Origin of the sequence: Streptomyces olivoverticillatus (assembly GCF_014203555.1) — a bacterium.
GTDB classification, from domain to species: domain Bacteria; phylum Actinomycetota; class Actinomycetes; order Streptomycetales; family Streptomycetaceae; genus Streptomyces; species Streptomyces olivoverticillatus.
On sequence record NZ_JACHJH010000002.1, the window covers coordinates 702,750 to 728,725 of the forward strand.

General features: G+C 71.4%; 28 protein-coding genes, 1 other RNA gene and 2 pseudogenes. 15 read left to right on the top strand and 16 right to left on the bottom strand.

The window, feature by feature from the left end:
* Positions 1 to 49: 49 nt before the first annotated feature.
* Positions 50 to 1,162, bottom strand: a complete 1,113-nt coding sequence (locus FHS39_RS08520) for a hypothetical protein (protein WP_246469992.1) — start codon at positions 1,160 to 1,162, stop codon at positions 50 to 52.
* A 336-nt stretch (positions 1,163 to 1,498) separates the two neighbouring features.
* Between FHS39_RS08520 and FHS39_RS08525 the strand changes: the two genes are divergently transcribed.
* From FHS39_RS08525 to FHS39_RS08535, 3 genes are read left to right on the top strand one after another with little or no spacing between them, the layout of a single operon-like run.
* On the top strand, positions 1,499 to 2,341 hold the full coding sequence (locus tag FHS39_RS08525; RefSeq protein ID WP_184347933.1) for a Nif3-like dinuclear metal center hexameric protein: 843 nt from the start codon (positions 1,499 to 1,501) through the stop codon (positions 2,339 to 2,341).
* 10 nt (positions 2,342 to 2,351) lie between these two features.
* Complete coding sequence (locus FHS39_RS25815; protein ID WP_184348800.1) at positions 2,352 to 3,095, top strand: CT398-like coiled coil hairpin domain-containing protein; 744 nt, start codon at positions 2,352 to 2,354, stop codon at positions 3,093 to 3,095.
* 6 nt (positions 3,096 to 3,101) lie between these two features.
* Positions 3,102 to 4,256: a bifunctional RNase H/acid phosphatase gene (locus tag FHS39_RS08535; RefSeq protein WP_184347935.1), complete on the top strand. Its 1,155-nt coding sequence runs from the start codon at positions 3,102 to 3,104 to the stop codon at positions 4,254 to 4,256.
* A gap of 36 nt (positions 4,257 to 4,292) precedes the next feature.
* Here the strand turns inward: FHS39_RS08535 and FHS39_RS25360 are convergent, their stop codons facing one another.
* Both FHS39_RS25360 and FHS39_RS08545 read right to left on the bottom strand, forming a co-directional pair.
* Entirely contained in the window at positions 4,293 to 4,703 is a 411-nt protein-coding gene (locus tag FHS39_RS25360) for a hypothetical protein (RefSeq protein ID WP_246469995.1), read from the bottom strand.
* Between the two features lie 39 nt (positions 4,704 to 4,742).
* Positions 4,743 to 5,075 (bottom strand): hypothetical protein, encoded by a 333-nt coding sequence (locus tag FHS39_RS08545; protein ID WP_184347937.1) that lies wholly within the window; start codon positions 5,073 to 5,075, stop codon positions 4,743 to 4,745.
* A gap of 145 nt (positions 5,076 to 5,220) precedes the next feature.
* Here FHS39_RS08545 and FHS39_RS08550 point away from each other — a divergent pair.
* Both FHS39_RS08550 and FHS39_RS25365 read left to right on the top strand, forming a co-directional pair.
* Positions 5,221 to 6,015: pseudogene (locus FHS39_RS08550) on the top strand (helix-turn-helix domain-containing protein); the annotation flags it as partial.
* A 37-nt stretch (positions 6,016 to 6,052) separates the two neighbouring features.
* On the top strand, positions 6,053 to 6,301 hold the full coding sequence (locus tag FHS39_RS25365) for a DUF397 domain-containing protein (protein ID WP_343069444.1): 249 nt from the start codon (positions 6,053 to 6,055) through the stop codon (positions 6,299 to 6,301).
* Here FHS39_RS25365 and yaaA read toward each other — a convergent pair.
* Positions 6,298 to 7,095, bottom strand: a complete 798-nt coding sequence (gene yaaA / locus FHS39_RS08555; protein WP_184347942.1) for a peroxide stress protein YaaA — start codon at positions 7,093 to 7,095, stop codon at positions 6,298 to 6,300. The two genes, FHS39_RS25365 and yaaA, sit on opposite strands and share 4 nt — an antisense overlap.
* Before the next feature lie 108 nt (positions 7,096 to 7,203).
* On the opposite strand from yaaA, the gene rnpB reads away from it, so the two are divergent.
* An RNA gene (rnpB, locus tag FHS39_RS08560) (RNase P RNA component class A) lies at positions 7,204 to 7,603 on the top strand.
* A 42-nt stretch (positions 7,604 to 7,645) separates the two neighbouring features.
* Here the strand turns inward: rnpB and FHS39_RS08565 are convergent.
* The 3 genes from FHS39_RS08565 to FHS39_RS08575 form a co-directional block, all read right to left on the bottom strand.
* Positions 7,646 to 7,906, bottom strand: coding sequence for a hypothetical protein (locus tag FHS39_RS08565; protein WP_184347944.1), 261 nt, complete (start codon positions 7,904 to 7,906; stop codon positions 7,646 to 7,648).
* Entirely contained in the window at positions 7,899 to 8,261 is a 363-nt protein-coding gene (locus FHS39_RS08570) for a hypothetical protein (protein ID WP_184347946.1), read from the bottom strand. Before FHS39_RS08570 ends, FHS39_RS08565 begins: the two co-directional genes overlap by 8 nt.
* Positions 8,262 to 8,519: 258 nt before the next feature.
* Positions 8,520 to 9,095 (bottom strand): TetR/AcrR family transcriptional regulator, encoded by a 576-nt coding sequence (locus FHS39_RS08575; RefSeq protein ID WP_184347947.1) that lies wholly within the window; start codon positions 9,093 to 9,095, stop codon positions 8,520 to 8,522.
* Between the two features lie 130 nt (positions 9,096 to 9,225).
* On the opposite strand from FHS39_RS08575, the gene FHS39_RS08580 reads away from it, so the two are divergent.
* From FHS39_RS08580 to FHS39_RS08595, 4 genes are all read left to right on the top strand, one after another.
* The gene (locus tag FHS39_RS08580; protein WP_184347949.1) at positions 9,226 to 10,071 is read left to right on the top strand and encodes an SDR family oxidoreductase; all 846 of its coding nucleotides are present in this window, start codon (positions 9,226 to 9,228) and stop codon (positions 10,069 to 10,071) included.
* A gap of 112 nt (positions 10,072 to 10,183) precedes the next feature.
* Entirely contained in the window at positions 10,184 to 10,633 is a 450-nt protein-coding gene (locus tag FHS39_RS08585; protein WP_246469997.1) for a hypothetical protein, read from the top strand.
* Positions 10,634 to 10,686: 53 nt separating this feature from the next.
* A complete protein-coding gene (locus FHS39_RS08590; protein ID WP_246469998.1) occupies positions 10,687 to 11,847 on the top strand; it encodes a sensor histidine kinase in 1,161 nt (386 codons plus the stop codon).
* The gene (locus tag FHS39_RS08595) at positions 11,844 to 12,452 is read left to right on the top strand and encodes a response regulator transcription factor (protein WP_184347951.1); all 609 of its coding nucleotides are present in this window, start codon (positions 11,844 to 11,846) and stop codon (positions 12,450 to 12,452) included. The genes FHS39_RS08590 and FHS39_RS08595 overlap by 4 nt, the downstream gene beginning before the upstream one ends.
* Before the next feature lie 158 nt (positions 12,453 to 12,610).
* On the opposite strand, the pseudogene FHS39_RS08600 reads toward FHS39_RS08595, so the two are convergent.
* The 4 genes and pseudogenes from FHS39_RS08600 to FHS39_RS08615 all read right to left on the bottom strand — a co-directional run.
* Positions 12,611 to 12,859, bottom strand: a pseudogene (locus FHS39_RS08600) (aldo/keto reductase); the annotation flags it as partial.
* Positions 12,860 to 12,898: 39 nt separating this feature from the next.
* Positions 12,899 to 13,294 (bottom strand): hypothetical protein, encoded by a 396-nt coding sequence (locus FHS39_RS08605; RefSeq protein ID WP_184347953.1) that lies wholly within the window; start codon positions 13,292 to 13,294, stop codon positions 12,899 to 12,901.
* Between the two features lie 27 nt (positions 13,295 to 13,321).
* Entirely contained in the window at positions 13,322 to 13,912 is a 591-nt protein-coding gene (locus tag FHS39_RS08610; RefSeq protein ID WP_184347955.1) for a hypothetical protein, read from the bottom strand.
* Positions 13,913 to 14,039: 127 nt separating this feature from the next.
* Positions 14,040 to 14,921: a PhzF family phenazine biosynthesis isomerase gene (locus FHS39_RS08615; RefSeq protein ID WP_184347964.1), complete on the bottom strand. Its 882-nt coding sequence runs from the start codon at positions 14,919 to 14,921 to the stop codon at positions 14,040 to 14,042.
* 82 nt (positions 14,922 to 15,003) lie between these two features.
* Here FHS39_RS08615 and FHS39_RS08620 point away from each other — a divergent pair, with 82 nt between their 5' ends.
* The 3 genes from FHS39_RS08620 (at position 15,004) to FHS39_RS08630 (ending at position 18,952) form a co-directional block, all read left to right on the top strand.
* Positions 15,004 to 16,506 carry an alkaline phosphatase D family protein gene (locus FHS39_RS08620; protein WP_246469999.1) on the top strand — a complete coding sequence of 501 codons (1,503 nt, stop codon included), beginning with the start codon at positions 15,004 to 15,006 and terminating at the stop codon, positions 16,504 to 16,506.
* Positions 16,507 to 16,638: 132 nt separating this feature from the next.
* The gene (locus FHS39_RS08625; protein ID WP_246470000.1) at positions 16,639 to 17,916 is read left to right on the top strand and encodes a multidrug effflux MFS transporter; all 1,278 of its coding nucleotides are present in this window, start codon (positions 16,639 to 16,641) and stop codon (positions 17,914 to 17,916) included.
* 10 nt (positions 17,917 to 17,926) lie between these two features.
* Positions 17,927 to 18,952, top strand: a complete 1,026-nt coding sequence (locus FHS39_RS08630) for a small ribosomal subunit Rsm22 family protein (protein WP_184347970.1) — start codon at positions 17,927 to 17,929, stop codon at positions 18,950 to 18,952.
* A gap of 72 nt (positions 18,953 to 19,024) precedes the next feature.
* On the opposite strand, the gene ddaH is transcribed toward FHS39_RS08630, so the two are convergent.
* Entirely contained in the window at positions 19,025 to 19,876 is an 852-nt protein-coding gene (gene ddaH, locus FHS39_RS08635; protein ID WP_343069445.1) for a dimethylargininase, read from the bottom strand.
* A 204-nt stretch (positions 19,877 to 20,080) separates the two neighbouring features.
* Between ddaH and FHS39_RS08640 the strand changes: the two genes are divergently transcribed.
* Positions 20,081 to 20,683, top strand: coding sequence for a TetR/AcrR family transcriptional regulator (locus tag FHS39_RS08640; protein ID WP_045933311.1), 603 nt, complete (start codon positions 20,081 to 20,083; stop codon positions 20,681 to 20,683).
* Positions 20,684 to 20,839: 156 nt separating this feature from the next.
* The gene (locus FHS39_RS08645) at positions 20,840 to 21,568 is read left to right on the top strand and encodes a bifunctional DNA primase/polymerase (RefSeq protein WP_184347972.1); all 729 of its coding nucleotides are present in this window, start codon (positions 20,840 to 20,842) and stop codon (positions 21,566 to 21,568) included.
* 8 nt (positions 21,569 to 21,576) lie between these two features.
* On the opposite strand, the gene FHS39_RS08650 is transcribed toward FHS39_RS08645, so the two are convergent.
* From FHS39_RS08650 to efeO, 4 genes are read right to left on the bottom strand one after another with little or no spacing between them, the layout of a single operon-like run.
* The gene (locus FHS39_RS08650) at positions 21,577 to 22,566 is read right to left on the bottom strand and encodes an SCO2278 family lipoprotein (protein WP_221462480.1); all 990 of its coding nucleotides are present in this window, start codon (positions 22,564 to 22,566) and stop codon (positions 21,577 to 21,579) included.
* Positions 22,487 to 23,470, bottom strand: coding sequence for an iron uptake transporter permease EfeU (gene efeU, locus FHS39_RS08655; protein ID WP_052705967.1), 984 nt, complete (start codon positions 23,468 to 23,470; stop codon positions 22,487 to 22,489). Before efeU ends, FHS39_RS08650 begins: the two co-directional genes overlap by 80 nt.
* A gap of 31 nt (positions 23,471 to 23,501) precedes the next feature.
* Positions 23,502 to 24,803, bottom strand: a complete 1,302-nt coding sequence (gene efeB, locus FHS39_RS08660; RefSeq protein ID WP_184347974.1) for an iron uptake transporter deferrochelatase/peroxidase subunit — start codon at positions 24,801 to 24,803, stop codon at positions 23,502 to 23,504.
* A 13-nt stretch (positions 24,804 to 24,816) separates the two neighbouring features.
* Complete coding sequence (efeO, locus tag FHS39_RS08665; RefSeq protein ID WP_184347976.1) at positions 24,817 to 25,944, bottom strand: iron uptake system protein EfeO; 1,128 nt, start codon at positions 25,942 to 25,944, stop codon at positions 24,817 to 24,819.
* Positions 25,945 to 25,976 lie beyond the last annotated feature (32 nt).

A 25,976-nucleotide genomic window follows, 5' to 3' on the forward strand; every position in this document is an offset into this window, starting at 1 on the left:
TAACGGGGCCTTGATCACCCAGCCACTCGGACTATCGGCGTGTCCATGGTCAAACCGGCTTGCGCGCGCACGGTGCCTGTTGCAGCGGCACCGGCCGCAGCGCGCTCGCCGGATCGACCTCCTCGTCGTCCTCCTCTTCTTCTTCCTCCAGTGCGGCGGCCTTGGCGGAGATGGGGCCGGACACGGCCGTCGTCTCCTCCGGCAGCCGCAGTCTCGCCAGCGCGCACGGCACCCCGGGCGTGACGTACGGCAGCTTGAGCTCCGCGTCGGCGGTCCACATCCCGGCGCCCGCGAGCCACCCGGCCGGCCCGGTGAACTGCTGCAGCCGCTTGGTGACGGGCCGCCAGACCCCCACCCAGCTGCCCGCCGCCCCCCGGTCGATCCGGAACGCCACGAAGCACTCCTCGGGCGCCAGCCCCTGGCCCGGCTGGGCGGCGAAGGGGGTGAGGTGGGCGTCGGGCAGCCGCAGGCAGCCGGGGAAGCGCACCGGGCGGGACGAGCCGAGCACGCCCCACCCGAGCCGGTCGGTGCCGGGCGCATCCGACCGTACGAGCAGCAGGCCGCTGTCCAGCTCGGCCATCAGCAGCCGGTCGTTGCTCTTCTCGGTGATCTGCAGCAGCGGGCTGACCTCGCCGCCCCGGCGCAGATCGACGACGACGGCCTTGGTCAGCCCGTCCAGCTCCCGGTCCAGGGCGAGCAGCCGCCCCGACCGGTCCAGCCAGGTGCCGCCGGTGCACCGGCCGGGCACGGTGGCCAGCAGCTCGGGGCCGCCGCTGCCGCCGTGCACCAGCCACAGCGCCGTGGACCTCTCGCGGTGCACCAGCGCGTACGCGGACGAGCCGTCCGGCGCGGGCGGCAGCAGCGACAGGTACAGGCACTCGATCGCGCCGAGGGGCAGCTCGCCCGTGCCGGGGCCGGCCGGGTAGAGCAGCGAGAGCGCGAACCGCTCGGCGACCCGGCGCCGGATCAGCACCCGGCCGTCGGCCAGCGGCAGCACCTCGCTGTCGGCCTCCTCGGGCTGCTTGCCGCGCAGCGAGACCGCGTACGGTTCGGGGCCGTCGAGCGTCCAGCGCTCCGGAAACCAGCCATCCGCACCGCGACCGAGCGCCAGCCGGGCCGCGTACGAGCCGTTCACCGTGACCGTGAAAGCCGCCCGTCTCATGTCCGCCGAGGCACTCGGGGGAGCGCCGGCAGGCGTGCTCTGGGTGTCGTGGGGAGCACAGACCGTCATGAGAAACGTCACCTCCGGCACTGAACGTAGTTATCGCGCTTCGCGTTTAACCCTCCGACCTCTGCCGGTTCACGCTTAAGGGTGGAGATTGTCCGATTCGCCTGAGGATCGGGCGGCAAATGTGCTTCGTCTTCCGCAGCGAGGGAGGCGAGGCGGGCCCCGGCGCCCGCCGGTGGCCGGCCCGGCCCTCTTGACCCGGCCCCGCTCACCTGCACCGGGGCGGGCGCTAGTGAAGCACCGGCACGCCAGGCAGGTAGCCTTTCCCCCGTGCCCGCACTGTCTGAAGTCATCGCCGCCCTCGAAGCTCTCTGGCCCCCGGAGCGGGCCGAGCAGTGGGACGCCGTCGGCACGGTCTGCGGCGACCCGGACGCAACGGTCGGCCGGGTCCTCTTCGCCGTCGACCCCGTGCAGGAGGTCGTGGACGAAGCCGTGCGGCTCGGCGCCGACCTGCTCGTCACCCACCACCCGCTCTACCTGCGCGGTACGACGACCGTCGCGGCCTCCACCTTCAAGGGCCGCGCCGTGCACACCCTCATCAAGCACGACATCGCCCTGCACGTCGCGCACACCAACGCCGACCGCGCCGACCCCGGAGTCTCCGACGCCCTCGCCGGCGCCCTGGACCTGCGCGTCACCGGCCCTCTCGTGCCCGACCCCACCGACCCCGAGGGCCGCCGCGGCCTCGGCCGGATCTGCGCGCTCGACCCGCCGCTGACCCTCGGCGAATTCGCCGAGCGCGCCGCCAAGCGGCTGCCCGCCACCGCGCAGGGCATCCGCGTCGCCGGCGACCCGGAGCGCACGATCCGCACGGTCGCCGTCTGCGGCGGCTCCGGCGACTCCCTCTTCGACGAGGTGCGGGCCGCCGGCGTCGACGCCTACGTCACCGCCGACCTGCGCCACCACCCCGCCTCCGAGGCACGGGAGCACGGCCCGCTCGCGCTGGTCGACGCCGCCCACTGGGCCACCGAGTGGCCCTGGACCGAGCAGGCCGCGGCCCAGCTCGACGAGATTTCCGACCGGCACGGCTGGGGCCTGCGCACCCACGTCTCCCGTACGGTCACCGACCCCTGGACCGCCCACGCGGCGTCCACCACTCATTACCATTCATAGGAGCCCCCAACTGAACGCCGCGCCCGCCGACCAGATCCGCCTCCTCGACCTCCAGGCCCTGGACGTCCGCCTCTCCCAGCTCGCGCACAAGCGCAAGAGCCTGCCCGAGCACGCCGAGATCCAGTCCCTCGAAGGCGACCTCGCCCAGCACCGCGACCTCCTCGTCGCCGCGCAGACCGAGGAGAGCGACACCGCCCGCGAGCAGACCAAGGCCGAGCAGGACGTCGACCAGGTCCGCCAGCGTGCCGCCCGCGACCAGCAGCGCCTGGACTCCGGCGCCGGGATGTCCCCCAAGGACCTGGAGAACCTCCAGCACGAGGTGGCCTCCCTCGCCAAGCGCCAGGGCGACCTGGAGGACGTCGTCCTCGAGGTCATGGAGCGCCGCGAGGCCGCCCAGGAGCGCGTCACCGAGCTGACCGGCCGCGTCGAGTCCGTCCAGGCCAAGGTCAACGACGCGGTGGCCCGCCGCGAGACCGCCACCAGGGAGATCGACGCCGAGATCGCCACGGCCACCAAGGAGCGCGAGCTCGTGGCCGGCTCCGTCCCCGAGGGCCTGATCAAGCTCTACGACAAGATCCGCACCCAGTCCGGCGGTGTCGGCGCGGCCCGCCTCTACCAGCGCCGCTGCGAGGGCTGCCGCCTGGAGCTGAACATCACCGAGATCAACGAGGTCCGGGCCGCCGCGGCCGACGAGGTCGTGCGCTGCGAGAACTGCCGCCGCATCCTGGTCCGTACGCCCGAGTCCGGCCTGTAAGCACCCATGGCGAATCGCTTCATCGTCGAGGCGGACGGCGGCTCCCGGGGCAACCCGGGTCCCGCCGGCTACGGCGCTGTCGTCCTGGACGCCGACAGCGGCGAGGTCGTCGCGGAGGCCGCCGAGTACATCGGCACGGCCACCAACAACGTCGCCGAGTACCGGGGCCTGATCGCCGGGCTGGAGGCCGCCAAGGCCGTCGACCCGGACGCGAGCATCCAGGTCCGCATGGACTCCAAGCTCGTCGTCGAGCAGCTGTCCGGCCGCTGGAAGATCAAGCACCCGGACATGAAGCCGCTGGCCGCGCAGGCGCTGTCCATATTCCCCGCGGGCCGGGTCACGTACCAGTGGATCCCGCGCGAGAAGAACAAGCACGCGGACCGGCTGGCCAACGAGGCCATGGACGCGGGCAAGGCGGGCAGGCAGTGGGAGCCGGGACGGGCCGCCGTGCCCGAGCGCCCGCAGGCCGCCCCCGTCGAGCCGCCGCTCGCCGAGCCGAAGGCCGCCCCCGTCGGCTGGGGCGCGGCCGCCGACCTGGGCACCCCCACCACCTTCGTCCTGCTCCGCCACGGCGAGACCCCGCTGACCCCGCAGAAGCGCTTCTCGGGCAGCGGCGGCACGGACCCGGAGCTCTCCCCGGCCGGGCGCCGCCAGGCCGAGGCGACGGCCGCGGCCCTCGCCGCGCGCGGCACCATCCAGGCCGTCGTCAGCTCGCCGATGCGGCGCTGCCGTGAGACGGCGGAGGCGGTCGCCGGCCGCCTCGGCCTCGACGTCCGTATCGACGAGGGCCTGCGCGAGGCCGACTTCGGCGCCTGGGAGGGCATGACCTTCTCCGAGGTGCGCGAGCGCTACCCCGACGACCTGGACGCCTGGCTCGCCTCCTCCAAGGCGGCGCCCACGGGCGGCGGCGAGAGCTTCGCCGCGGTCGCCCGGCGCATCGCCGTCTCGCGGGACAAGCTCCTGGCCCGTTACGCGGGCCGTACGGTGCTGCTGGTGACGCACGTGACGCCGGTCAAGACGCTGGTCCGGCTGGCGCTGGGCGCCCCGCCGGAGTCGCTGTTCCGGATGGAGCTGTCGGCGGCCTCGCTGTCGGCGGTGGCGTACTACGCCGACGGCAACGCGTCGCTGCGGCTGCTGAACGACACGTCGCACCTGCGGTGAACGGCGGGTCTCCCTGCCGGCCTCTCTGGTACGAGGTCAGCGGGAGACCGTGCCCAGCCTCTTGCTCTCCCGGTCCTCGATGTCCTGCGGGCGGTCGCCGGTGGCGGCGGTCCGGGGGCAGCCGGGGCACGTCCAGAGATCCGGGGTGCCGATGGCCGGCGGCGTCATGTCGACCTCGCAGTGCGGGCACCGCACGGTGATCGGCTCCACGTGACCGCACGTGCCGCAGACCCACAACGGCCCCTCGCAGTCGTGCTGCCGCCACGCGGTCCGCAGACAGCGGGGACACCCCGTCGTGACGATCCCGGCGCCCCGGCTTATCACCGGGGGCTCCGGGGTCGTGTCGGCGTACTCGATGATCTGTGCCCTGATCCGGTCATCCGTGGTGTTGGCCATCCGCAGGAGATGTGCGACGCGTGAGCGTGCTTCGTCGACAAAATCGTTCATGACGGGCAGCAGATTAGCGCCGACAGCGTGCGGATCGCGTCAGTGTGCGGCCCGCTGATGCAGCCCCATGGCGACGGCCATGGCCGCCGCGGTCTGCGGACATCCCGCCTCGATGGCCTTGGCGCGCCTGCGCTTGATGTCCGCGCACTCGAGGCAGCGGTACGTCATCAGCCGCCGCAGTCCGGTGATGATCTGTTCCACGACGTCCACCCGAAGGGGCGGGAATTGCACGTATGCACTCCCGCTCATGGGCTGGCCGGGGGTGAACCGCAGGGCCCACCCGTGATCGCGGCACACGGATTGCAGCGCGGCGGCGGTCTGGGCGGCGAGGGTACGCAGGTCTGCGTCGGTGGTGGTGGGGGCTGATGCCATCCGGGTTCCTCGGTGCGTGCTGGGCGTTTGTGGATCACCCTCGTGTGGGTGACCAACTACTTGTTGTGCGTACAGAGTTCCGTGTTGCGGCCTACTCTCACAACGTTTTGCACGTGCCATGGGCAACCTGTCACAGGGGGCGGACATGAAGCGACGCAACGGCGGCGGTGGGGCGGCGACGACGGCGGCGGTGTTCGGGGAGGTGCTGAGACACCACCGGGAGGGCGCGGGGCTGACGCAGGAGGAACTGGCGGGGAAGATTCCGTGCGACAGGTCGCTGGTGGCGAGGGTGGAGTCGGGGACGCGGGTGCCGCAGGAACAGTTCGTGGAGGCGTGCGACCAACTGCTGGGTACGGGGGTGATGTTCGCGCGGTTGAGAGCGAACATCGACTGGTACCCGGAGGTCAGCCATCCGGACTGGTTCAAGCGGCGGGCGGCGATGGATGCGGAGGCGGTGGTGCTCCGCGAGTATCAAGCGCAGGTGGTCCCGGGATTGCTGCAGACGGAGGACTACGCGCGGGCGCTGTTCTCCAGGGTGGTGCGAGGCGGCGACAAAGAAGTCGAGGAACGGTTGCGGGCCCGAATGAGTCGTCAGCAACGCTTCCTTGAGCCGGGTGGCCCCCTCCTTGTGGTCGTTCTCGACGAGAGCTCGATCCGTACGGTCATGCAGGACGCGGCTGTGATGCGCGATCAGTGTGCTCACCTGCTGGCTGTGGCACAACGACCGAATGTGTGCATTCAAGTGGTGCCTGCGGGCGACGGTAGTGTCGTCCGCCCGGACACTTCGATGTCGCTGATCAGGCTGCCGGACGGGACGGAGTGGGTTTACTCCGAATCGTTGGACTGCGGTCATTTCAACAACGATCCGGCAGTTATCGCGCGGCACTCCCAGACCTATGATGTGCTGAGGGCGGGCGCCCTGTCTGCCCGTGAATCAGCTGCTCTGATCGCAGACGCGATGGAAGGATATGGGCGGGATGACAGCATGGCGCAAGAGCAGCTACAGCGGTGCCAATGGCGGGAATTGCGTCGAAGCGACCGTACTGGGCGCAGCCCAGTGGAGGAAAAGCAGCCACAGCGGGCACGACGCCGGGGACTGCATAGAAATAGCCCCCGATATCCCCGATTTCGTCCCCGTAAGGGACAGTAAGCACCCCCAAGGTCCAATCCTGACCTTCCAGGCGCAAGCCTGGACCGCGTTCGTGGAAGCGCTCAAAGCCGATTAGAGCTCGGTCACCACAACGTCAAGCCCCCACGGAGTGGCCCCCTTCGCGGGGGCGCCGCCCTCGACGACGTACCCCAGCTCCCGCAGCGCGTCGGCGAGCTCGGCCGGGTTGTCGGGTGCGTACCCGGACGTGAAGAGGTCGCGGACGAGCCGCCCCTTGGTGGCCTTGTTGAAGTGGCTGACGACGGACCGCTTCTCGACGCCGTCGACGACCTTGGACTGGAGCACCCGGACGGTAGCGGTCCGCTCGGCGAGGTCACCCTTGGGCTTCCAGGCGGAGGCGTAGGCGGAGGAGCGCAGGTCGAGGACGAGCCCGTCGGCGGCGGCCTCGGGGAGGGCGTGGGCCATGGGCTTGCGCCAGTACGCGGCCAGCGAGCCGAGGCCGGGCAGCTTCACGCCCATGGAGCAGCGGTAGGAGGGGATCGGGTCCGTGATGCGGACGGCGCCCCAGAGGCCGGAGAAGACGAGCAGGGAGCGCTCGGCGGCGGCGCGGGCCTTGCCTTCGAGGGTGGCGAGGCCGAGGGCGTCGTAGAGGACGCCGGTGTAGATCTCACCGGCGGGGCGGGTGGCGGCGGTGCGCAGGGCGGCGTTCTTGGCGATCTCGCCGCGCAGGCCGGGGCTGAGGCCGAGGACGTCGGCGGCTTTTTCCTCGTCGGCGGAGCAGAGCTCGACCAGCTCGTCCAGGACCGCCTCGCGGGCGTCGGCGAGGGCGGGCAGCGAGAGGGAGCCGATTTCGAGCACCGGCCCGGTGCCACCCGTGGCCTTCCCCTCGGACGGCGGCAACAGCACGAGCACGGTCGTTCTCCTGTCCTTTTTGCTGACGGACGGAGCCTAACGCCGTGGGCGCCGCTCGCCGTGGTGCGCCCCCGCGTGAGCGGCCGGTAACATGGTCGTCACGGCGGACGAGCCGGCCGGGCGGCCGCGTGGGATCTTCGGATCCCCCGAGGAACGTCCGGGCTCCATACGGCAGGGTGGTGGGTAACGCCCACCCGGGGTGACCCGCGGGACAGTGCCACAGAAAACAGACCGCCGGGGATCTTCGGATTCCCGGTAAGGGTGAAACGGTGGTGTAAGAGACCACCAGCGTCCGAGGTGACTCGGACGGCTAGGTAAACCCCACCTGGAGCAAGGTCAAGATGGGACACTTCGGTGTCCCTGCGCGGATGATCGAGGGCTGCCCGCCCGAGTCCGCGGGTAGACCGCACGAGCCTGACGGCAACGCCAGGCCTAGATGGATGGCCGCCTCCCCGAGGGCCGCAAGGCCCCCGGGAGACAGAACCCGGCGTACAGGCCGACTCGTCCGCCGCCCTCCCGAACAGGGAGTCCGGTTGCCTCTGCGTGACGGTCACAGGACGGTGATCTGCAAGATGTACACGCACTGGTGGCGGGGCACGATCTGGTACACGAACATCCCGCCGGTGATCACCTCGCGCCGCAAGTGTGGGGATGCCCCCTGATACGTTGTCCCGTCGAGGTACAGGGCGGCAGCGGCGCGGACGAGTTCCTCAGTGCGTGTTTCGACGCGGGCGACGAACGCCAGGTCGTCGAGGCCACCGATGACGTGCTCGGCATCCGGGTCGTACTCCCAGCGCCAGCTCTCAGCCACCGGCTACCGCCGCCTGGGCCTGGTTGTGTACTGCAAGGGCCTCGTCCATCGCGGCCCGCCATGCGGGATTCTCCCGGTCCAAGGTGTGGATCGCGCGCTGTGCCTCATCCATACGGTGGGAGAGCGCCGGGCGGCGGAGGATTTCGATCTCGGTGGCCCACTTGACCAGGAATCCCCGGATCGGGCTGAACGACTGCTCGGCAGTCGCCTGGTTGAACAGCACATCTCGGTCGGCGAGGAATTCGGGCATACGCACCGGAGCGACACGGGCGAGTGCCACACGTAGAGCGGCGAAGTTCATTTCGGGCCGGGGGATGATCTCCTCGGCGGGCTCCGGGGCGGGTGCGGTGGTCATACGACGGTCTCCTGGCGGGCGCTGGGGCAGTTGCCTGCGAGGGGGGCGGAGATGAGGGGCTGCGTCTCCGCCATAGGGATCAAGAGATGCGCGCTCATGTGAGAGCTCCTGGGGCGTGTGGTTGGTCCGCTACGCGTTCGCTGCTGCGCGTCCCGGACTTCGTCACCAGCCTACCGAGACGGCCGCAGCCGGGCAGGAGCCTCATGGCTGAGGGGCTTCTTTTTGCCCCGGCCCGCGTGGCGGGATCAGAGGATGGGGCTATTGCCCCGTTCCGAAGCGGAGCCCGTCGAGGAGCAGGTCGAGGAGGCGGTCGGCGCGTTCGCGTTGGTCGGGAGCGCTGGTGATCAATGCGATACCGGCGAGGCTGAAGCCGACGTCGAAGGGGTCGATGTCCGAGCGCAGGAGACCGGCATCGGCGCCGGCGCGCAGCAGGGTGCCGATCGCGGTGCCGAGCTTGTCGAGGGTCTCGGCGAAGGGGTCCGCACCGGAGGCGACCACGGCCCGCAGGGCGTCCGCCATGCCGTGCTTGGCTGCCAGGTAATCGATGAATTTGTCCATCCACAGGCGCATGGCCCGGTCCGGCGGGAAGTCGGCCAGCAGCTCCGCGGCGCTGTCGCAGACCCGGGCCAGTTCGTTGCGGTAGGCCGCCTCGACCAGTGCCTCGCGTGTGGGGAAGTGGCGGTAGAGCGTCGCCGAGCCGACGCCCGCGGCCTTGGCGATCGTGTCGATCGGAACGTCCGCGCCCTTCTCGGAGAAGGCGCGCACGGCCGCTTCGAGGATGCGCTCCCGGTTGCGGCGGGCGTCGGCCCGCAGTGGGCTCGGTTGGGGGGTCAAGGCTGCTCCCTTCGTCTGGGGGTCAGTCTAGCTGGACAACCGGGGAGGTCCCCGGTTAGCGTTGCGGTTAAACGGGGAGTTCTCCGGTTATGGCTGGCGCCACTTCTCTCGACAGGCAAGGAGAGCCTTGATGACTTCACCGAAGACGGTTCTGATCACCGGCACGTCCTCCGGCATCGGCCTGGCCGCCGCCGTCGACGCCGCCCGGGCGGGCTGGACGGCCGTCGCGACCATGCGCGACACGGGCAAGGCCGAGGCGCTGCTGAAGGCCGCCGCCGAGGCGGGCGTGGCCGACCGTGTCCGGGTCAAGCGCCTGGACGTGACCGATCCCGAGAGCATCGCCGCCTGCCTGGACGAGGTGATCGCCGAGCACGGCGGCTTGGACGCGCTGGTCAACAACGCCGGAGCCGCCCAGGTCGGCACCATCGAGCAGAGCAGCGTCGGCGACGTCCGCGCCGCCATGGAGGTCAACTTCTTCGGCGTGGTGGCTGTCACCCGTGCCGCCCTGCCGCACCTGCGCGCCTCCCGGGGCCGGGTGATCACCGTGAGCAGCGTCGGCGGCGTCGTCGGCCAGCCCTTCAACGAGGCGTACTGCGCGGCCAAGTTCGCCGTCGAGGGCTTCATGCAGTCCCTCGCCCCGGTCGCCGCTACCGTCGGCGTCGACGTCACCGTGGTCGAACCGGGCGCGGTGGCAAGCGAGTTCGTCGCCAATCTCGGCTTGGACGTACCAGCCCTGCTTGCCGGGGTCGGGCCTTACGCCCCGGCCCTTGAAGCGTACATCGCCCGCACCCGGGACTCCTTCGGCAACGCCCAGACTCCGGCCGAGGCCGCCGCGCCGATCATCGACGCCCTGACCGCCGAGCGCCCGCCTTTCCGCGTCCAGACCTCGCAGTGGGCCCGCGACTTCGTCTCCACCACCCTCGCCGACCTCGACGGCTCCGCCGTCCAGACCCTCACCGGCGCCTGGGTCCGCTGAACCGCCCCAGGTGCGGCGGGCGTCGGCGCCGTCAAGTAGCGGGGGCCGCGCCCATGACAAATGTCATGGGTGAACAAGGGGCGATCTCACTGCTGGGGCGACCGTGTCCGCGATGACGATAGTGGGCATGCAGAAGCAGCCCACCCTCGTGTCCGAGGCAGACCTTCGTCACCCCGTCAGTCTGAAAGCGTTCCGCCGGGTCAAGGCGCTCGTCGGTTCCTATCTGGCCCTCAGCGTGCTGACCCTTGCGGTCATAGCCCTTCTCCGCAACGACGCGGCCGTGGTGAACCCCGCGGTCTGGGTCCGCGGCACCATCGTCGTCGGCAGCGCCCTGCTCACCTGTGCCTTCGCCGCCCGCACGGCCCGCGGCTCCCGCGGCGCGTACCGCAGGCTGCGCATCGTCTCCGGCGTCATGGTGATCGCGATCGCCGCGATCATCGCACTGCCCGGCATGTTCCCGCTGTGGATGAAGACCGAGCAGGCGGTCTGCGGACTGCTGCTGCTCGGCGTCGTCATGGTCGTCAACGGCAGGCACCTGCGCTCCCTGTTCGCCGCCCGATGACCGCCCCGCCAGATGCCAAGACGCTGTCTGTGCACGGTGTTAGCGTGCCTGACATGGGCGACGTCGGAGGGGCACACGTGGCGGGCATGCCGGCCGGTGACTCGCCGCGATGGGCGCAGGGCTGGCGGCGCGTCCTTCTCGCGACCGGAATGCTCATCTATCCGTGTGTCACGGCCTTGGGCGTCGCCCAGTACGCGACCGGCACCACCGCGGTCGTCGGGTACGCCATCGTGGCGGCCTTCTGCGTGTGTTACGCCCTCACGGGTGTCTCCTTCGCTTCGGGCCGCCAGGCCCGGGCGTGGGTGCTGCTCGGCGTCATGGCCGTGTTGTTCGCGGCCGAACTGCCCGTGGCCCGGAACTTCGCCTTCTACCTCGCCGCCGTCGTCGTCTCCAGCGCGGCGATGATGCTGCGCCGGTACATGCTGCTGATCATCGCAAGCGGAGCGTTCGCGGCGCTCGTCGTGCCCTGGGCGGTGCGGCCGTGGCGGAGCGGGCCCGGCTGGATGGAGGCCGTCATGATCGTCTTCACCAGTCTGATGGTGTGCGGGTTTTCGGAGATCGCGGCCGCCAACCGCGCCCTGCTGGAGGCCCGTGCCGAGGTCGCGCGCCTGGCCTCGGAGGCCGAACGGACCAGGATCGCCCGCGACTTGCACGATCTGCTGGGGCACTCCATCACCGTCATCGCCGTCAAAAGCGGTCTGGCCCGCCGCCTCGCCGAGAGCGGATCGCCGCGCGCGGTGGAGGAGATCGCCGAGGTCGAGGTCCTGTCCCGGCACATACTCAACGACGTACGGGCCGCCGTGTCCGGCTACCGCGAGGTGACGCTCGCCGGTGAACTCGCCCGCGCCAGAGAACTGTTGCGCGCGGCGGGCGTCGTGGCCGACCTGCCCACGGCCACCGACGCGGTCGACGCCGCTCACCAGGAGCTGTTCGGCTGGGCGGTACGGGAGGGCATCACCAATGTCGTACGCCACGCACGAGCCACCCGGTGCACCGTGAGCCTGTCGGCGGCCTGCGTGGAGATCCGCGACGACGGGACCGGCACCCCGGCCCCCGGCGGCAACGGTCTGACCGGACTGCGGGAGCGGATGGCCGCCGCCGGGGGCACGGTGGAGGCGGGACCGGCGGCCCCGGGCGGCTGGCGGCTCCGCGTCACGCTCGACGGGCCCGGACCGCAAGGACCCGGCAGCGCGACGAAGGGCATCTCCGCATGACGATCAGGTTGCTGCTCGCCGACGACCAGGACCTCATTCGCGGCGCCCTGTCCGCGCTGCTCGAACTGGAAGAGGACTTCGAGGTCGTCGCCTCCGTGGCCCGCGGCGACAAGGTCGTCGAAGCCGCCCGCGCCCACCGGCCGGACGTGGCCCTGCTCGACATCGAGATGCCGGGCCTCGACGGCCTCGCCGCGGCATCGGTCCTCACCGCGCAGATGCCCGAGTGCCGCGTGGTGATCCTCACGACCTTCGGCCGCGCCGGCTATCTGCGCCGGGCGATGACGGCCGGCGCCGTCGGCTTCGTCGTCAAGGACGCTCGTCCCGAGGCCCTGGTGGACGCCATCCGCCGCGTCATGCGAGGCGAACGCGTCATCGACCCGGCCCTCGCGGCGGCGACCCTCGCGGCGGGCGAGTCCCCGCTGACGGGGCGAGAGCGCGACGTACTGAACGTGGCCCGCTCCGGCGCCACGGTCGCCGAGATCGCCGCGAAGCTCTACCTGTCCGAGGGGACGGTGCGGAATTACCTGTCGGTCGCGATAGCGAAGACCGGTACTCGCAACCGCATGGAGGCGGTACGCACCGCGGACGAACGCGGCTGGTTGTAGGCACCGCCCTGCCGCGGGCCGGGCAGGCCATCAGCCGAGCTCGGCGAGGTCCTCCGGGCTCAGGCTCAGCGCGCCGGCAGCGATGTTCTCTTCCAGGTGGGCCAGTGAGCCGGTGCCGGGGATGAGCAGCATGTTCGGCGATCGGGCCGGCAGCCAGGCACCAGGTCGTCCGGGTAGGGATGCAGCGCCTCCCGGATCAGTTCGTTGGCCGCCACCCCGTCACGCGAGTAGTAGTGCGAGGTGTCGATGTGGTTCACCCCGAGCTCCACGGCCCGGCGAAGGATGGCCAGTGCCGTTTCCCGGCGGGGCCGGTCACCCTTCGGCCAGCCGGTCAGCTTCATCGCACCGTACCCGACCCTCGCGACGTTCAAGTCGCCGCCAAGTGCCCACTGTTGTCTCGTCGTGATCACCACACTAGCGCTCCGGCCAGATTGTGATCTTGTGTCTTACGGCGATGTCCAGTTGACGAATGTCCCCGTGCCCGCGCTGCCCGCTCGGATCCTTAGGCTGGCCACGTTGTCGCCCCACGGGATGGCGGCCCGGCCGGAGGTGCCGCAGCCGAGGAGGTGCCATTTGTTGTCCTGAGGGCTGAATGCCTGGACGCACACGGCCGGGTCCGTGTCCGAGTCGGCGGATTCCCAGCTGATGTCCGCCGTGGCGCCGGGCGCTCCGATGACGGCGCAGCTGGATTCCGGGCCGTAGATTCCGCCGGGCGGTGCGTACACCTGGCCGGCGCAGCCGACGGCCGCCGGGGCCGCCGTGGCCGGGGAGGGCAGTGCCAGTGGTGCCACCGTCGCGGCAGCTACGGCGAGCCAGGCGAGGGGTATTCGTCGTGAAGGCATGGGGGTCCTTGAGCCCTTGCTGCAGAATTACGGCGTCGCGAACGTGAAGTTCGAGTGGTTCGTCGCCAGTTGGGTGCCGTCCGGGCCGTACGCCGTTACCTGGAGCTGCCAGTGGACGTTCGGGGTCGGCACGATGAAGGTCGGCTTCCAGTCCGTGCTGTCCCAGCCGAGGATGGGGGAGCCGATCGTGCTGTCGTCGCTCATGCTGATCTTGGTGGCTTCGTTGTAGGTGTGCCACTTGATGTAGCCGGTCCTGCCTTTGAGGCCCGTGAAGGTCATGTTCACCTGGACCTTGGTGACCGTCGGGGTCACCGCACCCGCGAACGCCACGCTGTCGATTCTCGCCGAGACGCGGACGGTGGAGGCCGGGGTGGGCGGGGAGGGCGTGGGTGAGGCGGCGAGCGTGGTGGGCGGCGAGGGGGTCGGGGTCGGGCCGTCTGTGGTGTGCGAGGCGAAGGGGCCCGCCTTGACCAGGACCGGAATCGTGGCCGCCAGGACCACGGCCAGGCCGCCCGTCACCCAGTACGTCCACACCCGCGACCAGAAGCGGTTGTCGGGCGGGGCCGGCGGGGTCGGCGGCGGCTCCGGTGGTGGTGGAGGGTCTCCGTCCTGGCTCAATGCGCCACCCCCGTCGGTCGCCTCGCGCTTGAGAGGACGCTACACCCGGAATCAGCCATTCGGGCGGCGGATGGCAGGCTTCGGGGGCGTACGGGCGGGCGTGCGCCCCCACCCCCGTCAGACCCCCTCAGGCGATGCGCGTGGCCGTGCCGCTCACCCGCACCCGCGGGTCGCCCTCGCGCAACTCCACCCCCAGCAAACCTGGTCGTCCCATGTCAACGCCCTGATGCAAAGTCAGTTCGGCTGCCGCGCCCACCAGCCCGTACTCCCTCAGGTACGCACCCAGCGCCGCCGCCGCGGCCCCCGTCGCCGGGTCCTCGGCCACGCCGCCGACCGGGAACGGGTCGCGCACGTGGTAGACGGAGTCGCTTTCGCGCCAGAGGAGTTGGACCGTCGTCAGGTCCAGCTCGCGCATCAGCGAGGCCAGGCGCTCGAAGTCGTAGTCCAGTTCCGCCAGGCGCTCGCGGGTCGCGGCGGCCAGCACCAGGTGCCGGGCCCCGGCGTAGGCGATGCGCGGCGGGAACGCCGGGTCCAGGTCCGCGGCCGGCCAGTCCAGCGCCTCCAGGGCCTCGGCCAGCACCTGGGGAGCCACCTCCTCCGTATGCGGCTCCACGCTCGTCAGCGTCGCCCGCAGCGTGCCGTCCGCCGCCTCGTCCACCGTCACGGGCACCGTCCCCGCGGGCGTCGCGAAGACCAGCTCGCCCGGACCGTCGCGCTCCGCCAGCGCGACCGCGGTCGCCACCGTGGCGTGGCCGCAGAAGGACACCTCGGCCAGCGGGCTGAAGAAGCGCAGGGTGAACGCCCGGCCCGGCTCGCCCAGCCTCTCCGCTTCCCCCAGCCCCTCCGGCGGCGCGGTCAGAAAGGCCGTCTCGCTGTAGCCGAGCCCCGCCGCGATCGCGGCCATCGCCGCATCGTCGAGGCCGGTGGCGTCCAGCACGATCCCGGCGGGGTTGCCGCCCGCGGGATCGGCGGAGAAGGCGGTGTAGCGCAGAACGTCGTTCGTAGACATGGACTTCGCGGTCATGGACATCCCAACGGGTCGTCGGTACAGACCTATTCCCCTCGCCCGAACCCGCGCGCACCCTGTGGGCATGACCCCCCAAACGACCCCACGGGCACTCACCGACAACCCCTTCACCCTCGGCGTCGCCTCCGGCGACCCCCTCCCTGACTCCGTGGTCCTGTGGACCAGACTCGCGCCCCTGCCCTACGAGGTGGGCAACGGCTTACCCGCCGACGGCGCCGTCGACGTCCAATGGGAACTGGCCTCCGACGAATCGTTCCGCCAGGTCGTGCAGCGCGGCACCGTCCCCGCCCCCGCCGCTGACAACCACACCGTCCACCTCGATGTGCGCGGCCTCGCCCCCGCCGCCACCTACTGGTACCGCTTCCGCGCCGGCCAGTGGTTCAGCCCCGTCGGCCGCACCCGCACCGCCCCCGCCCCCGACGCGTCCGTCACCGGCGGTGCCCGCTTCGGACTGCTCTCCTGCCAGCAGTACGACGAGGGGTACTACACCGCCCTCGCCCACCTGGCCGCCGAGGACCTCGACGCGGTCTTCTTCGTCGGCGACTACATCTACGAGAACGCCATCAACGCCCAGGCGGGCGCCCGCAACTACACGGACCGCCCGCTGCCCGACTTCTTCGCCCACTGGACCTGGAACCTGGACGACTACCGGCTGCGCTACGCCCTCGGCAAGTCCGACCCCGACCTCCAGGCCGCGCACGCCGCCCACCCCTGGTATGTCACCTGGGACGACCACGAGGTGGAGAACAACTACGCGGGCGACATCTCCCAGAACAACGACCCGGTCGACGTCTTCCGCGCCCGCCGCGCCGCCGCCTACCGCGCGTACTGGGAGAACATGCCGCTGCGCGAGGCCTGCCGCCCCAACGGCCCGGACGCCCTGCTCTACCGCCGCTTCCAGTACGGGCGGCTGGCGCAGTTCGACATCCTCGACACCCGCCAGTACCGCTCCGACCAGGCCTACGGCGACGGCTGGCAGTACCCGGGCCCCGAAACGGACGACCCCGCCCGCACCCTCACCGGTGACGAGCAGGAGCGCTGGCTCCTCGACGGCTTCCGGGCGTCCACGGCCCGGTGGAACGTGATCCCCCAGCAAGTCGCCTTCTCGCGGCGGAAGAACACGACCGCCGACCGGTCCACGCTCTCCATGGACGCCTGGGACGGCTACCCGGCCTCGCGGGAGCGCGTGCTGGCGGGGGTGCGGCAGGCCGGCATAGCCAACCTCGCCGTGCTCTCCGGTGACGTGCACGTCCACTACGCGATGGACATCAAGGAGGACTGGGACGACCCCGGCTCGCGGACGCTGGGCGTGGAGGTGGTGGGGACGTCGGTCTCCAGCGGCTTCGACGGCGACGAGCGCCCGGACGACTGGAACCTGATGCTGGCCGCGAACCCGCACATGAAGTACTACGACGGGCGCCGGGGCTATGCCGTCGTCTCCCTCGACGACACGCACCTGCAGGCCGACTACCGCACGCTCACCGGCGTCCTCACACCCGGGGCGCCCGTCTCCACCGCCGCGCGATTCGTCTCGGAGGCCGGGGCACCGGGATTCAGCGCGGCGTAAGCGGTGTAAATGGGAGTGCCGGGGACGGGGGGAAACGCCGGACGGCAGAGGCGTAGGCCCGTGGGTGCAAGCCCCTTACATCCGTGGACGTAAGCCCCGTTCCTCCTTGTCGCCCATGACACCATGGAGCCCATGACGGACCCCGCCCCCACCACCACCCCCGCCCCCGCGCGCTCCCGAATACCCGCCGCCACCCGCCACAGCAGCCTCCTCGTCACCCTCGTGCTCGGCGGCCTCACCGCCCTCCCGCCGCTCTCCATGGACATGTACCTCCCGGCCCTCCCGGAGGTCACCGACTCCCTGGCGAGCCCGGCGTCGACCGTGCAGCTGACGCTCACCGCCTGCCTGATGGGCATGGCGCTCGGCCAGCTCGTGGTCGGACCCATGAGCGACAAGTGGGGCCGCCGCCGGCCCCTGCTCGTCGGCATGGTCGTCTACGTGCTCGCCACCGCCGTCTGCGCCTTCGCGACCAGCGCCGGGCTGCTCGTCGGCTTCCGGCTGGTGCAGGGCCTCGCGGGGGCCGCGGGGATCGTCATCGCGCGGGCCGTCGTGCGCGACCTCCACGAGGGCGTGGCCATGGCCCGCTTCTTCTCCACCCTCATGCTGATCTCCGGCGTGGCGCCGGTCGTCGCGCCCCTCATCGGCGGCCAGATCCTGCGCCTGACCGACTGGCGGGGCGTCTTCGTCGTCCTCACCGCCGTCGGCCTCGCCCTCAGCCTCCTCGTCTGGCGCTTCCTGCCCGAGACGCTGCCGCCGGAGAACCGTCACTCCGGCGGGCTGGGAGCAGCCCTGCGCACCATGCGCGGCCTCCTCGCCGACCGCGTCTTCACGGGCTACCTGCTCGCCGGAAGCTTCGCCTTCTCCGCACTCTTCGCCTACATCTCGGCCTCGCCCTTCGTGGTGCAGGACATTTACGGTGCCTCCCCGCAGACCTTCAGCCTGCTCTTCGGCGTCAACTCCGTCGGCCTCGTCCTGGTCGGCCAGATCAACGGCAAGCTGCTCGTCGGCCGGGTCAGCCTCGACAAGGCGCTCACCGTCGGGCTGGTGGTCATCACCCTGGCCGCCGTCGCCCTGGTGCTGACGACCTCCGGGGTGTTCGGCAAGCCGGGGCTGGCGCCGGTCGCGGCCGAGCTGTTCGTCCTGATGTCCGCGATGGGCCTGGCCATGCCCAACACCAACGCCCAGGCCCTGATGCGCTCCCGCAACGCCGCGGGCTCCGCCTCCGCGCTGCTGGGCACCTCCACCTTCCTCCTCGGCGCCGTCGCCTCCCCGCTCGTCGGCATCGCGGGCGAGCACACGGCTGTACCCATGGCCCTGGTCCAGCTGGGCTGCGCCTTGGCGGCCGTCGTCTGCTTCGTGACGCTGTGCCGCCCATGGCGGCGCGCCGAGGACGCCCCCGCAGCCGCATAGAATTCGCCAAATGCACGCCCCCGAATCCGCGCCGACCGGCGAGGCCCCGCTCACCGGTGAAACCCTGCGCACCGCCCTCGCCGGCCTCCTCGACGGCCTGCCGCCGCGGCAGGCCACCCAGGCCGTCGAGCGGCTGATCGCCAACTACCGGGGGCGCACCCCTACCCACACCCCCGTGCTGCGCGACCGCTCCGACGTGGCCGCGTACGCGGCGTATCGCATGCCCGCGACCTTCGAGGCCGTGCGGTCGGCCCTGGAGGCCTTCCGCGACCGGCTCCCGGACTGGGCGCCCGCCTCGCACGTGGACATCGGCGGCGGCACCGGCGCCGCGACCTGGGCGGTGGCGGCGGCCTGGCCCGAGGGCGGGCACCGCACCACGGTCCTGGACTGGGCGGGCCCGGCGCTGGAGCTCGGCGAGGAGCTGGCTCGCACGGCCGCCTCCGAGGCGCTGCGCACGGCGAGCTGGCAGCGGGCGACGATCGGCGCCGGCCTGACGCTCCCCGAGGCCGACCTGATCACGGTCTCCTACGTGCTGAACGAGCTCACCGAGGCGGACCGCCGCGCGGTGACGGAGAAGGCCGCGCGGGCGGCGCGGGCGGTGGTGATCGTCGAGCCGGGCACCCCGGACGGCTACCGCCGGATCATCGAGGCCCGCTCCCTGCTGATCGAGGAGGGCTTCACCGTCGCCGCGCCCTGCCCGCACAGCGCCGGTTGCCCGATAGAGGGCACCGACTGGTGCCACTTCTCGGCCCGGGTCAGCCGCTCCTCCCTCCACCGCCAGGTGAAGGGAGGCTCGCTCCCGTACGAGGACGAGAAGTTCTCGTACGTGGCGGCGGTGCGGGGGCCGGTGGAGCCGGCCGGGACCGCGCGGGTCGTGCGCAAGCCGCAGATCCGCAAGGGCCAGGTCCTCCTGGAGCTGTGCACGCCGGAGGACGGCCTGACCCGCGAGACGGTGACCAAGCGGCACGGCCCCCTCTACCGGGCCGCGCGGGACGCGGACTGGGGGGACGAGTGGCCTCCGGCCAGCGCCGACTGAGGGGCCGCGCCCCGTAAGGGGCGCGGGGAACTGCGCGACCAGCCGACCACGACCCGCAGCCGAAAGACGGCCTCAGCCCCGCAGCTCCTGCGTACAGCACTTCACGCTGCCGCCCCCCTTGAGCAACTCGCCGAGGTCCATCCCGATCGGCTCGTACCCTCTGGCCCGCAGCGGCTCGAACAACCCCACCGCGGCCTGCGGCAGCAACACGTGCCGGCCGTCGCTCACCGCGTTGAGCCCCAGCGCCGCCGCGTCCTCCTCGCTCGCGACCAGCGCGTCGGGGAAGAGCCGCTCCAGCACCGCCCGGCTGCCGGGCGAGAAGGCGCCGGGGTAGTACATGACCTCGTCCCCGTCGAGCACGCACAGCGCGGTGTCGAGGTGGTAGTAGCGCGGGTCCACCAGGTCCAGCCCGATGACCGGGCGCCCGAAGAACTCCTGTGCCTCGGGGTGCGAGAGCGGGCTGCTGCGGAAGCCCCGCCCGGCCAGCAGCCAGGTGGCGGTGACCGCGAAGTCCCCCTCGCCCTCGTTGATGTGCTCGGGCTCGTGCACCTGTGCGTAGCCGTGCGAGCGGAACCACTGCAGGTGCACCCCGGCCTCGGCCCACCGCTCGGGGTGCGCGAAGCGGGCGCCCAGCACCCGCCCGTCGACGACGGTCGCGCCGTTCGCGGCGAAGACCATGTCCGGCAGGTCGGGGCGGGGGGTGAGCTCCTCCACGGTGTGCCCGAGCGCGCGGTAGCGGTCGCGGAGCTCCTCCCACTGCGCGAGGGCGAGCGCGAGGTCGACCGGCTTGCCCGGATCCATCCAGGGGTTGATCGAGTATGTGACCCGGTAGTACGTGGGCGGGCACATCAGGTAGCGGCGAGGGGTGGATGCACGCGGGGCGGTAGGCAAGTCGCGCTCCTCACGGTGGTGTTGGGCACGCACATGGTGTCGTGCGTGCCCAAATGGTCCTCGCTGCGCGCCGCTCGCGCATGAACCGTACGGGTGGTTTACGCGCCGCCCGGAACGGCGGCGTGACACTTGCTTCCGAGGTTGCGGTACGGGGCGGGTATCGGACGATACGGTCCGTCTTGTCCGGCCTCGTTGAGACGATACGTTTCGCCTCAACCCGCCGCTACACTGCCCGCCATGGCGATCTCCAAGACCCCCGACTCCACCCGCCGCAGCGAGCGCTCCCGCCGGGCGATCCTCGACGCCGCGCTCGACCTCGTCGGCGAGACGGGCTACCAGAAGCTCACCATCGAAGCCATCGCCGCCCGCGCGGGGGTCGGCAAGCAGACCATCTACCGCTGGTGGCCCTCCAAGGCCGCCGTGCTCCTCGACGCCTTCCTCGCCCTCGGCGAGGACGCGGCCCAGGGCGAGCGCGAGCTCCCGGACACCGGCGACCTGGAGGCCGACCTCAAGTCCGTACTGCGCGCGACCGTGGACGAGTTGAACTCCCCGGTCTACGACGCCCCCGCCCGCGCCCTGACGGCCGAAGGCGTGGTCAACGCGGAGCTCGGCGCCCAGTTCGTCGCCCAGGTGCTGGAGCCGCAGCTCCAGCTCTACGTCAAGCGGCTGCGCTCGGCGCAGGAAGCCGGGCACCTCGACCCGGACGTCGACCCCCGGATCGCCCTCGAACTCATCACCGGCCCGCTGACCAGCCGCTGGCTGCTGCGCACCCTCCCGCTCACCCACGACTACGCCGACCGGGTCGTCGAACTCGCACTGCGCGGCATCTCCGCCCGCTGAACCGGGCCCGCGCCCGCCCCGGCCGCACCGGCGGACTTCACCCCGATGTCATGCCGACGCGGCCGGTCTCACACCCCCCGGATACGTTCGGCGGTCACACCAGGAGCAGGATGGTGGCAGCATTGACCGGAGACCGCGGTCGAAGTGAGGGGATAGATGGAACGCAAGAGCAGGTTCTCCCAATGGCTGCGCCGTCCCAGGAGCGGAGCGGGTGGCGATACGGGCACGGGGGCGGCGAGCGAAGCCGCCCGCGAGGAGCTGCTCCTGGCCTCGGCCGCCGCCGGATTCCCCCTGGCCCCCGCCGCACACCCCTCCGGCTACGGCTGTTCCTGTGAGCGCATCGGCTGCCCCACGCCCGGCCGTCACCCGGTCTCCTTCGCCTGGCAGACGCTCGCCAGCACGGACGCCGACAAGGTCACCAAATGGCTGCGCGGCCAGCCCGAGGCCAATTTCGTCACCGCCACCGGCATCGCCCACGATGTGCTCGACGTCCCGGCCGAGGCGGGCCGGCAGGCGCTCGACCGGCTGACCGGCGCGGGGATCGACGTCGGTCCGGTCGCCACGGTCGCCCCCGGCCGCATGCTCTTCTTCACCGCCACCCGCGGCACCCCGGACGACGAGGACGAGTGGTGGCCCTGCGAGCTGGACTGCCATCCCGAGACGATGGACGAGCATCCGGGCCTGCGCTGGCACTGCCGCGGCAGCTATGTGCTGCTGCCGCCCTCCGTCCTCCCGGGTGACGAGCGCGTGGCCTGGCTGCTCGGCCCCGAGCGCCCGCTGCCGGACCCGCTGACCCTGCTGGAAGCCCTCACCGACGCCTGCGCCCAGTACGCGGGCGAGGGCCAGGACCACGAGCCGGCCCACCCCTGGCCCATCGGCCGCTGAGCCCTCGGCTATTCGCCCTTCGCGACGGTCAGCGACTCGATCCGGTTGAGGAAGACGATCCCGCCGTCCGAAGCGCCCTTCCCCGATCCGCTCTTCTCCGGCCCGCTCTTCTTCGGCGGCACCAGCACCGCCGACTCCGATACGCGGGTGAAGGTCACTGCGTGCTGGAGGTCCCCGCTCAGCAGCGCCTTGGTGCGCGGGTCGCTCACCGAGGGCCGCAGGCCCTTGGCCATGGTGCGCTTCTCCCGGTGGTGCGCGGTGAAGAAGACCAGCGCCCCGCCGTCCGGCGTGCTCAGCGCGGGCGCCGGGAAGGACGGAGCCTTTTCGGGGGTGTCGATGTACTCGGTCCAGAACGTGGGCGTACGCACCAGCTTCGCGCGCTCGTCACGGATCAGCGAAGGCGCCCCCGGGGCGAAGGCCGAACCCTGGCCCGTGCGCAGATAGTCGGTGTAGGCGCCGCTCACCGCCTCCGGCGCGACGGCCGGCCCGGCGGGCTCCGCGGCATCGCCGCCGGACTTCCGCGCGGCGCCGGGCACCTGTGCGTAGCCGTCCTTGTCGAGGGCGAACCGCGGCACCTTGTCCTCGGCCATCAGCGACAGGTACGAGGCCTTCCACGGCGCCTGCGCGCCCTCGCGGGTGAAGACCACCAGCCAGCGGTTCTTGTCGCGGTTGCTGCGGGTGTCGGCGACGAAGAACTTCGGCCAGCCCGCCATCTTGGGAATGGTGAAGCGCGCGTCGTCCAGGACGAGCGCCGGATATCCGGGGTTGCCCTGGGGCGTCGCCGCGCGCTGGGCGGTCACGTCCGCCCGGCCTATCTCGGCGAGGGCGCCGCCCTCGACCCGGTCCACCAGGGCCGGGTCGAGCTTGCGGTAGGCGGCGGTGTAGCCGTCGGTGAAGCGCTTGAGGACCCGGGGGGCCTCAGCCTTGTCCACCGACGGGATGATCTCCCGCTCGCCGTGCACCGTCACGCACCCGGTCGCCGTCAGCAGCACCGGCATCAGCAGAGCCGCTGCTGCGGGAGCCCGGAACACCCGACGGGGCGACGGCCGGCGTCTCATCGTTCTTCGACTCCTCGGGTGCTGCCTGGGACGGCGCCACCCTACCCGCACGGCTCGGGGCGAAGAACACCGCCAGGGTCGGTACGAGGTACAGCGCCCACACCGCGACCTGCAGCCAGGTCGGATCGGGCTGGAAGTTGAAGACGCCCTTGAGCAGCGTGCCGTACCAGCTGTCCACCGGGATCTGCTCGCTGATGTCGAAGGCCTTGTTGTTCAGGCCCGGCAGGACACCGGCCTCCTGCAGGTCGTGGAAGCCGTAGGCGAGCACGCCCGCGGCGACCACGATGAGCATGCCGCCGGTCCAGGTGAAGAACTTCGCCAGGTTGATCTTCAGCGCGCCGCGGTAGAAGAGCCAGCCCAGCACCACCGCGCTCAGCAGCCCCAGCAGGGCGCCGACGAGCGGCTGCACGCCGTCGTTGGTGGCCTTCACGGCCGTCCAGATGAACAGCGCGGTCTCCAGGCCCTCGCGGCCCACCGCCAGGAAGGCGGTGACCACCAGCGCCGTGGTGCCCATGGCGAGCGCGGCGTCCAGCTTGCCGTGCAGCTCCTTCTTCAGGTGCCGCGCGGTGCGCCGCATCCAGAAGACCATCCAGGTCACCAGGGCGACGGCGACGACCGACAGCGAACCGCCGAGGGCCTCCTGGGCCTCGAAGGTCATGGTCTGCGAACCCCACTGCAGCAGCGCGCCGAAGCCCATGCTCAGCAGCACGGCGACGGCGATGCCGGTCCAGACCGGGGGCAGGGCGTCCTTCCGCCCGGTCTTGACCAGATACGCGACGAGGATGCAGACGACCAGGCTGGCCTCCAGGCCCTCACGCAGGCCGATCAGGTAGTTGCCGAACACGCGGCATCTCCTCTCAGGAAAGAACCAGTGGTCACGCGAAGAGGGCCTTGCCCCACCAGTCGCCCTTGTCCCGGACGCCCGGCGGTACGGCGAAGACCGCCGAACCCACGTGCTGGATGTACTCGTTCAGCGCGTCGTGGTGCGCCAGGTTCTTCTGCAGCGGCACGAAGCCGTCGCGGACGTCGCGCTGGTAGGCGATGAAGAACAGTCCGGCGTCCAGCCGGCCCAGCCCGTCGGTGCCGTCCGTGAAGGAGTAGCCGCGGCGCAGAATCGTCACGCCGTTGTTGCTGTCGGGGTGGGCGAGGCGCACATGGGCATCGGGCTTCATGGCCTTCAGCAGCGGCTCGTCGTGCTCGCGCTGCTTGCCGGTCGGCGCACCCTCGGCCTTGTCGCGGCCGAAGACGTCCTCCTGCTCGGCGAGCGAGGTGCGGTCCCAGGTCTCGATGTGCATCCGGATGCGCCGGGCGACCAGGTAGGAGCCGCCCGTCATCCACGCGGGGCCGTCCTTCTCGCTCACCCACACGTGCTTGTCCAGGCGGTCCGTCTCGGTGCCCGCGATGTTCCGGGTGCCGTCCTTGAAGCCCATCATGTTGCGCGGGGTCTGCGCGTCCGGCGTCGTCGAGGACGTCTTGCCGAAGCCCAGCTGGGACCAGCGGATGGCGACCCGGCCCATGCCGATGCGGGCCAGGTTGCGGATCGCGTGCACCGCGACCTGCGGGTCGTCGGCGCAGGCCTGGACGCACAGGTCGCCGCCGCTGCGCGCGGCGTCGAGGTTGTCGCCCTTGAAGGCGGGCAGGTCGATCAGGGCCTGCGGGCGGCGGGACTTGAGGCCGAAGCGGTCCTTGCCGTCCTTCTCGAAGAGGGTCGGGCCCACGCCGAAGGTCAGCGTCAGCCGGGAGGGCTTGAGGCCCAGCGCCTCGCCCGTGTCGTCCGGCGGCAGCTCGCCGTTGTCGCTGATCGCGCCGTCGCCGACCTCGTGCCCGGCGGTCATCCGGCGGGCGGCTTCCGTCCACTCCTGGAGCAGCTTGACCAGCGCGGCCCGGTCGGTCGTCGTCACGTCGAAGGACGCGAAGTGCAGCCGGTCCTGGACGGGCGTGGAGATGCCCGCCTGGTGGGCGCCGTGGAACGGCACCGCGTCCCCGCCCGAGGCGGCCGGCTGGGCGTCGCTGCCGGTGCGCAGCGCCACGGCGGTGCCCCCGGCGGCGGCCGCGCCGAGCGCGAGCCCGGCGCCGCCCCAGCCGAGGATGGAGCGGCGGGAGGGCACGGCCTTGGCGCCCTTGCCCGCGGCCTCGGCGTCGTCGGCCGTGTTCGTCTTGGTGGTGTTGTCCGTCATCGCAGCCCCCTGATTACTTCGCGACCGCGGCGGCGAGCTTGGACAGCGGCTCGGAGAGCGCGTTGACGGCGTCCGAGAGCTTCTTGCGGTCGTCGTTGCCCACGCTGTCGTAGGACTTGAAGCCGTCGCCGTCGCGGTAGTCGCCGAGCGCCTTCTTCACGGACTCGAACTGCTTGTCCAGCTCCTGGACGAGCGCCGGGTCGTTCTTGGAGGCGACCGGCTTCAGCAGGTCGTACGCCTTCTCGGCGCCGTCCACGTTCGCCTCGAAGTCGACCAGGTCGGTGTGGCTGTAACGCTCCTCCTCACCGGTGATCTTGTTCCGGTAGACCTCGTCGAGGAGTTCCTTGGCGCCGTTGGCCATGCTGGTGGGCGTGATCTCGGCGGAGCCGACGCGCTTCTGCCACGCCGTGAGGTCCGTCATCAGCTGGTCGGCGAGGGCCTTGTCGTCGTCCGTGATCTTCTTGTCGTCCCAGAGCGACTTCTCGAGCCGGTGCCAGCCGGTCCACTTCTGGCCCTTCTCCAGGCCGTCCTCGCGGGTGTCGGTCTTCGGGTCGATGTCACCGAAGGACTCGGCCACCGGCTCGGTGCGCTCCCAGCCGGTGCGGGAGGGGGCGTAGGTCTTCTTCGCCTCGTCCAGGTCGCCCTTCTTGACGGCGTCCACGAACTTCTGTGCCGCGGGGATCGTCTCGTCGGCCTGCTGCTGGACGTACTTGCGGTACTCGGCGACCGCCTTGTCCAGCTGCGGGTCGCTCTTCTTCTCGCCGCCGCCGGTGACGGTGATCTTCTGGCGGATGCCGTCGCCCTTCATCCCGGGCTTGCAGGCTATTTCGTAGGAGCCGGACTTGATCGTCGCGGTGATCTCCGCCTTGGTGCCGGGGCCTATGTTCTCCCGCTCGGTGATGATGCGGTCGTCGGCGGCGTAGACGTAGACCTCGGTGACCTTCGAGCCCTTGTTCTCGACAGCGATCTTGACGTGACCGGCCGGGAACGAGGTCTTCGAGACCTCGCACTTGTCGTCGGAGGCCTTGACCTGAACCGCGTCCGAGCCCTTCGTGTCCGACTTCTGGGCACAGCCGGACACGGCGGTCAGGGCCGCGACGGCCGCGATCGCGGCGACGGCGGAGGAGCGGAGGGCTCGCATACGGGCTCCAGCTTGCTCGGAGAGAACGGTAC

Excerpts from the sequence above, each read along its gene's own strand:
- FHS39_RS08580 (WP_184347949.1), top strand. The coding sequence starts at position 9,226 with ATGACTTCACCGAAGACGGTTCTGATCACCGGCACGTCCTCCGGCATC.
- FHS39_RS08585 (WP_246469997.1), top strand. The coding sequence starts at position 10,184 with ATGACGATAGTGGGCATGCAGAAGCAGCCCACCCTCGTGTCCGAGGCA.
- FHS39_RS08605 (WP_184347953.1), bottom strand. The coding sequence starts at position 13,294 with ATGCCTTCACGACGAATACCCCTCGCCTGGCTCGCCGTAGCTGCCGCG.
- efeO (WP_184347976.1), bottom strand. The coding sequence starts at position 25,944 with ATGCGAGCCCTCCGCTCCTCCGCCGTCGCCGCGATCGCGGCCGTCGCG.
- FHS39_RS08650 (WP_221462480.1), bottom strand. The coding sequence starts at position 22,566 with ATGCCGGTGCTGCTGACGGCGACCGGGTGCGTGACGGTGCACGGCGAG.
- FHS39_RS08520 (WP_246469992.1), bottom strand. The coding sequence starts at position 1,162 with ATGAGACGGGCGGCTTTCACGGTCACGGTGAACGGCTCGTACGCGGCC.
- FHS39_RS08535 (WP_184347935.1), top strand. The coding sequence starts at position 3,102 with ATGGCGAATCGCTTCATCGTCGAGGCGGACGGCGGCTCCCGGGGCAAC.
- FHS39_RS08570 (WP_184347946.1), bottom strand. The coding sequence starts at position 8,261 with ATGACCACCGCACCCGCCCCGGAGCCCGCCGAGGAGATCATCCCCCGG.
- FHS39_RS08625 (WP_246470000.1), top strand. The coding sequence starts at position 16,639 with ATGACGGACCCCGCCCCCACCACCACCCCCGCCCCCGCGCGCTCCCGA.
- FHS39_RS08640 (WP_045933311.1), top strand. The coding sequence starts at position 20,081 with ATGGCGATCTCCAAGACCCCCGACTCCACCCGCCGCAGCGAGCGCTCC.
- FHS39_RS08630 (WP_184347970.1), top strand. The coding sequence starts at position 17,927 with ATGCACGCCCCCGAATCCGCGCCGACCGGCGAGGCCCCGCTCACCGGT.
- FHS39_RS08615 (WP_184347964.1), bottom strand. The coding sequence starts at position 14,921 with ATGTCTACGAACGACGTTCTGCGCTACACCGCCTTCTCCGCCGATCCC.
- efeB (WP_184347974.1), bottom strand. The coding sequence starts at position 24,803 with ATGACGGACAACACCACCAAGACGAACACGGCCGACGACGCCGAGGCC.
- FHS39_RS25365 (WP_343069444.1), top strand. The coding sequence starts at position 6,053 with ATGACAGCATGGCGCAAGAGCAGCTACAGCGGTGCCAATGGCGGGAAT.
- FHS39_RS08595 (WP_184347951.1), top strand. The coding sequence starts at position 11,844 with ATGACGATCAGGTTGCTGCTCGCCGACGACCAGGACCTCATTCGCGGC.
- FHS39_RS08545 (WP_184347937.1), bottom strand. The coding sequence starts at position 5,075 with ATGGCATCAGCCCCCACCACCACCGACGCAGACCTGCGTACCCTCGCC.
- FHS39_RS08620 (WP_246469999.1), top strand. The coding sequence starts at position 15,004 with ATGACCCCCCAAACGACCCCACGGGCACTCACCGACAACCCCTTCACC.
- FHS39_RS08590 (WP_246469998.1), top strand. The coding sequence starts at position 10,687 with ATGGGCGACGTCGGAGGGGCACACGTGGCGGGCATGCCGGCCGGTGAC.
- FHS39_RS08645 (WP_184347972.1), top strand. The coding sequence starts at position 20,840 with ATGGAACGCAAGAGCAGGTTCTCCCAATGGCTGCGCCGTCCCAGGAGC.
- FHS39_RS25360 (WP_246469995.1), bottom strand. The coding sequence starts at position 4,703 with ATGAACGATTTTGTCGACGAAGCACGCTCACGCGTCGCACATCTCCTG.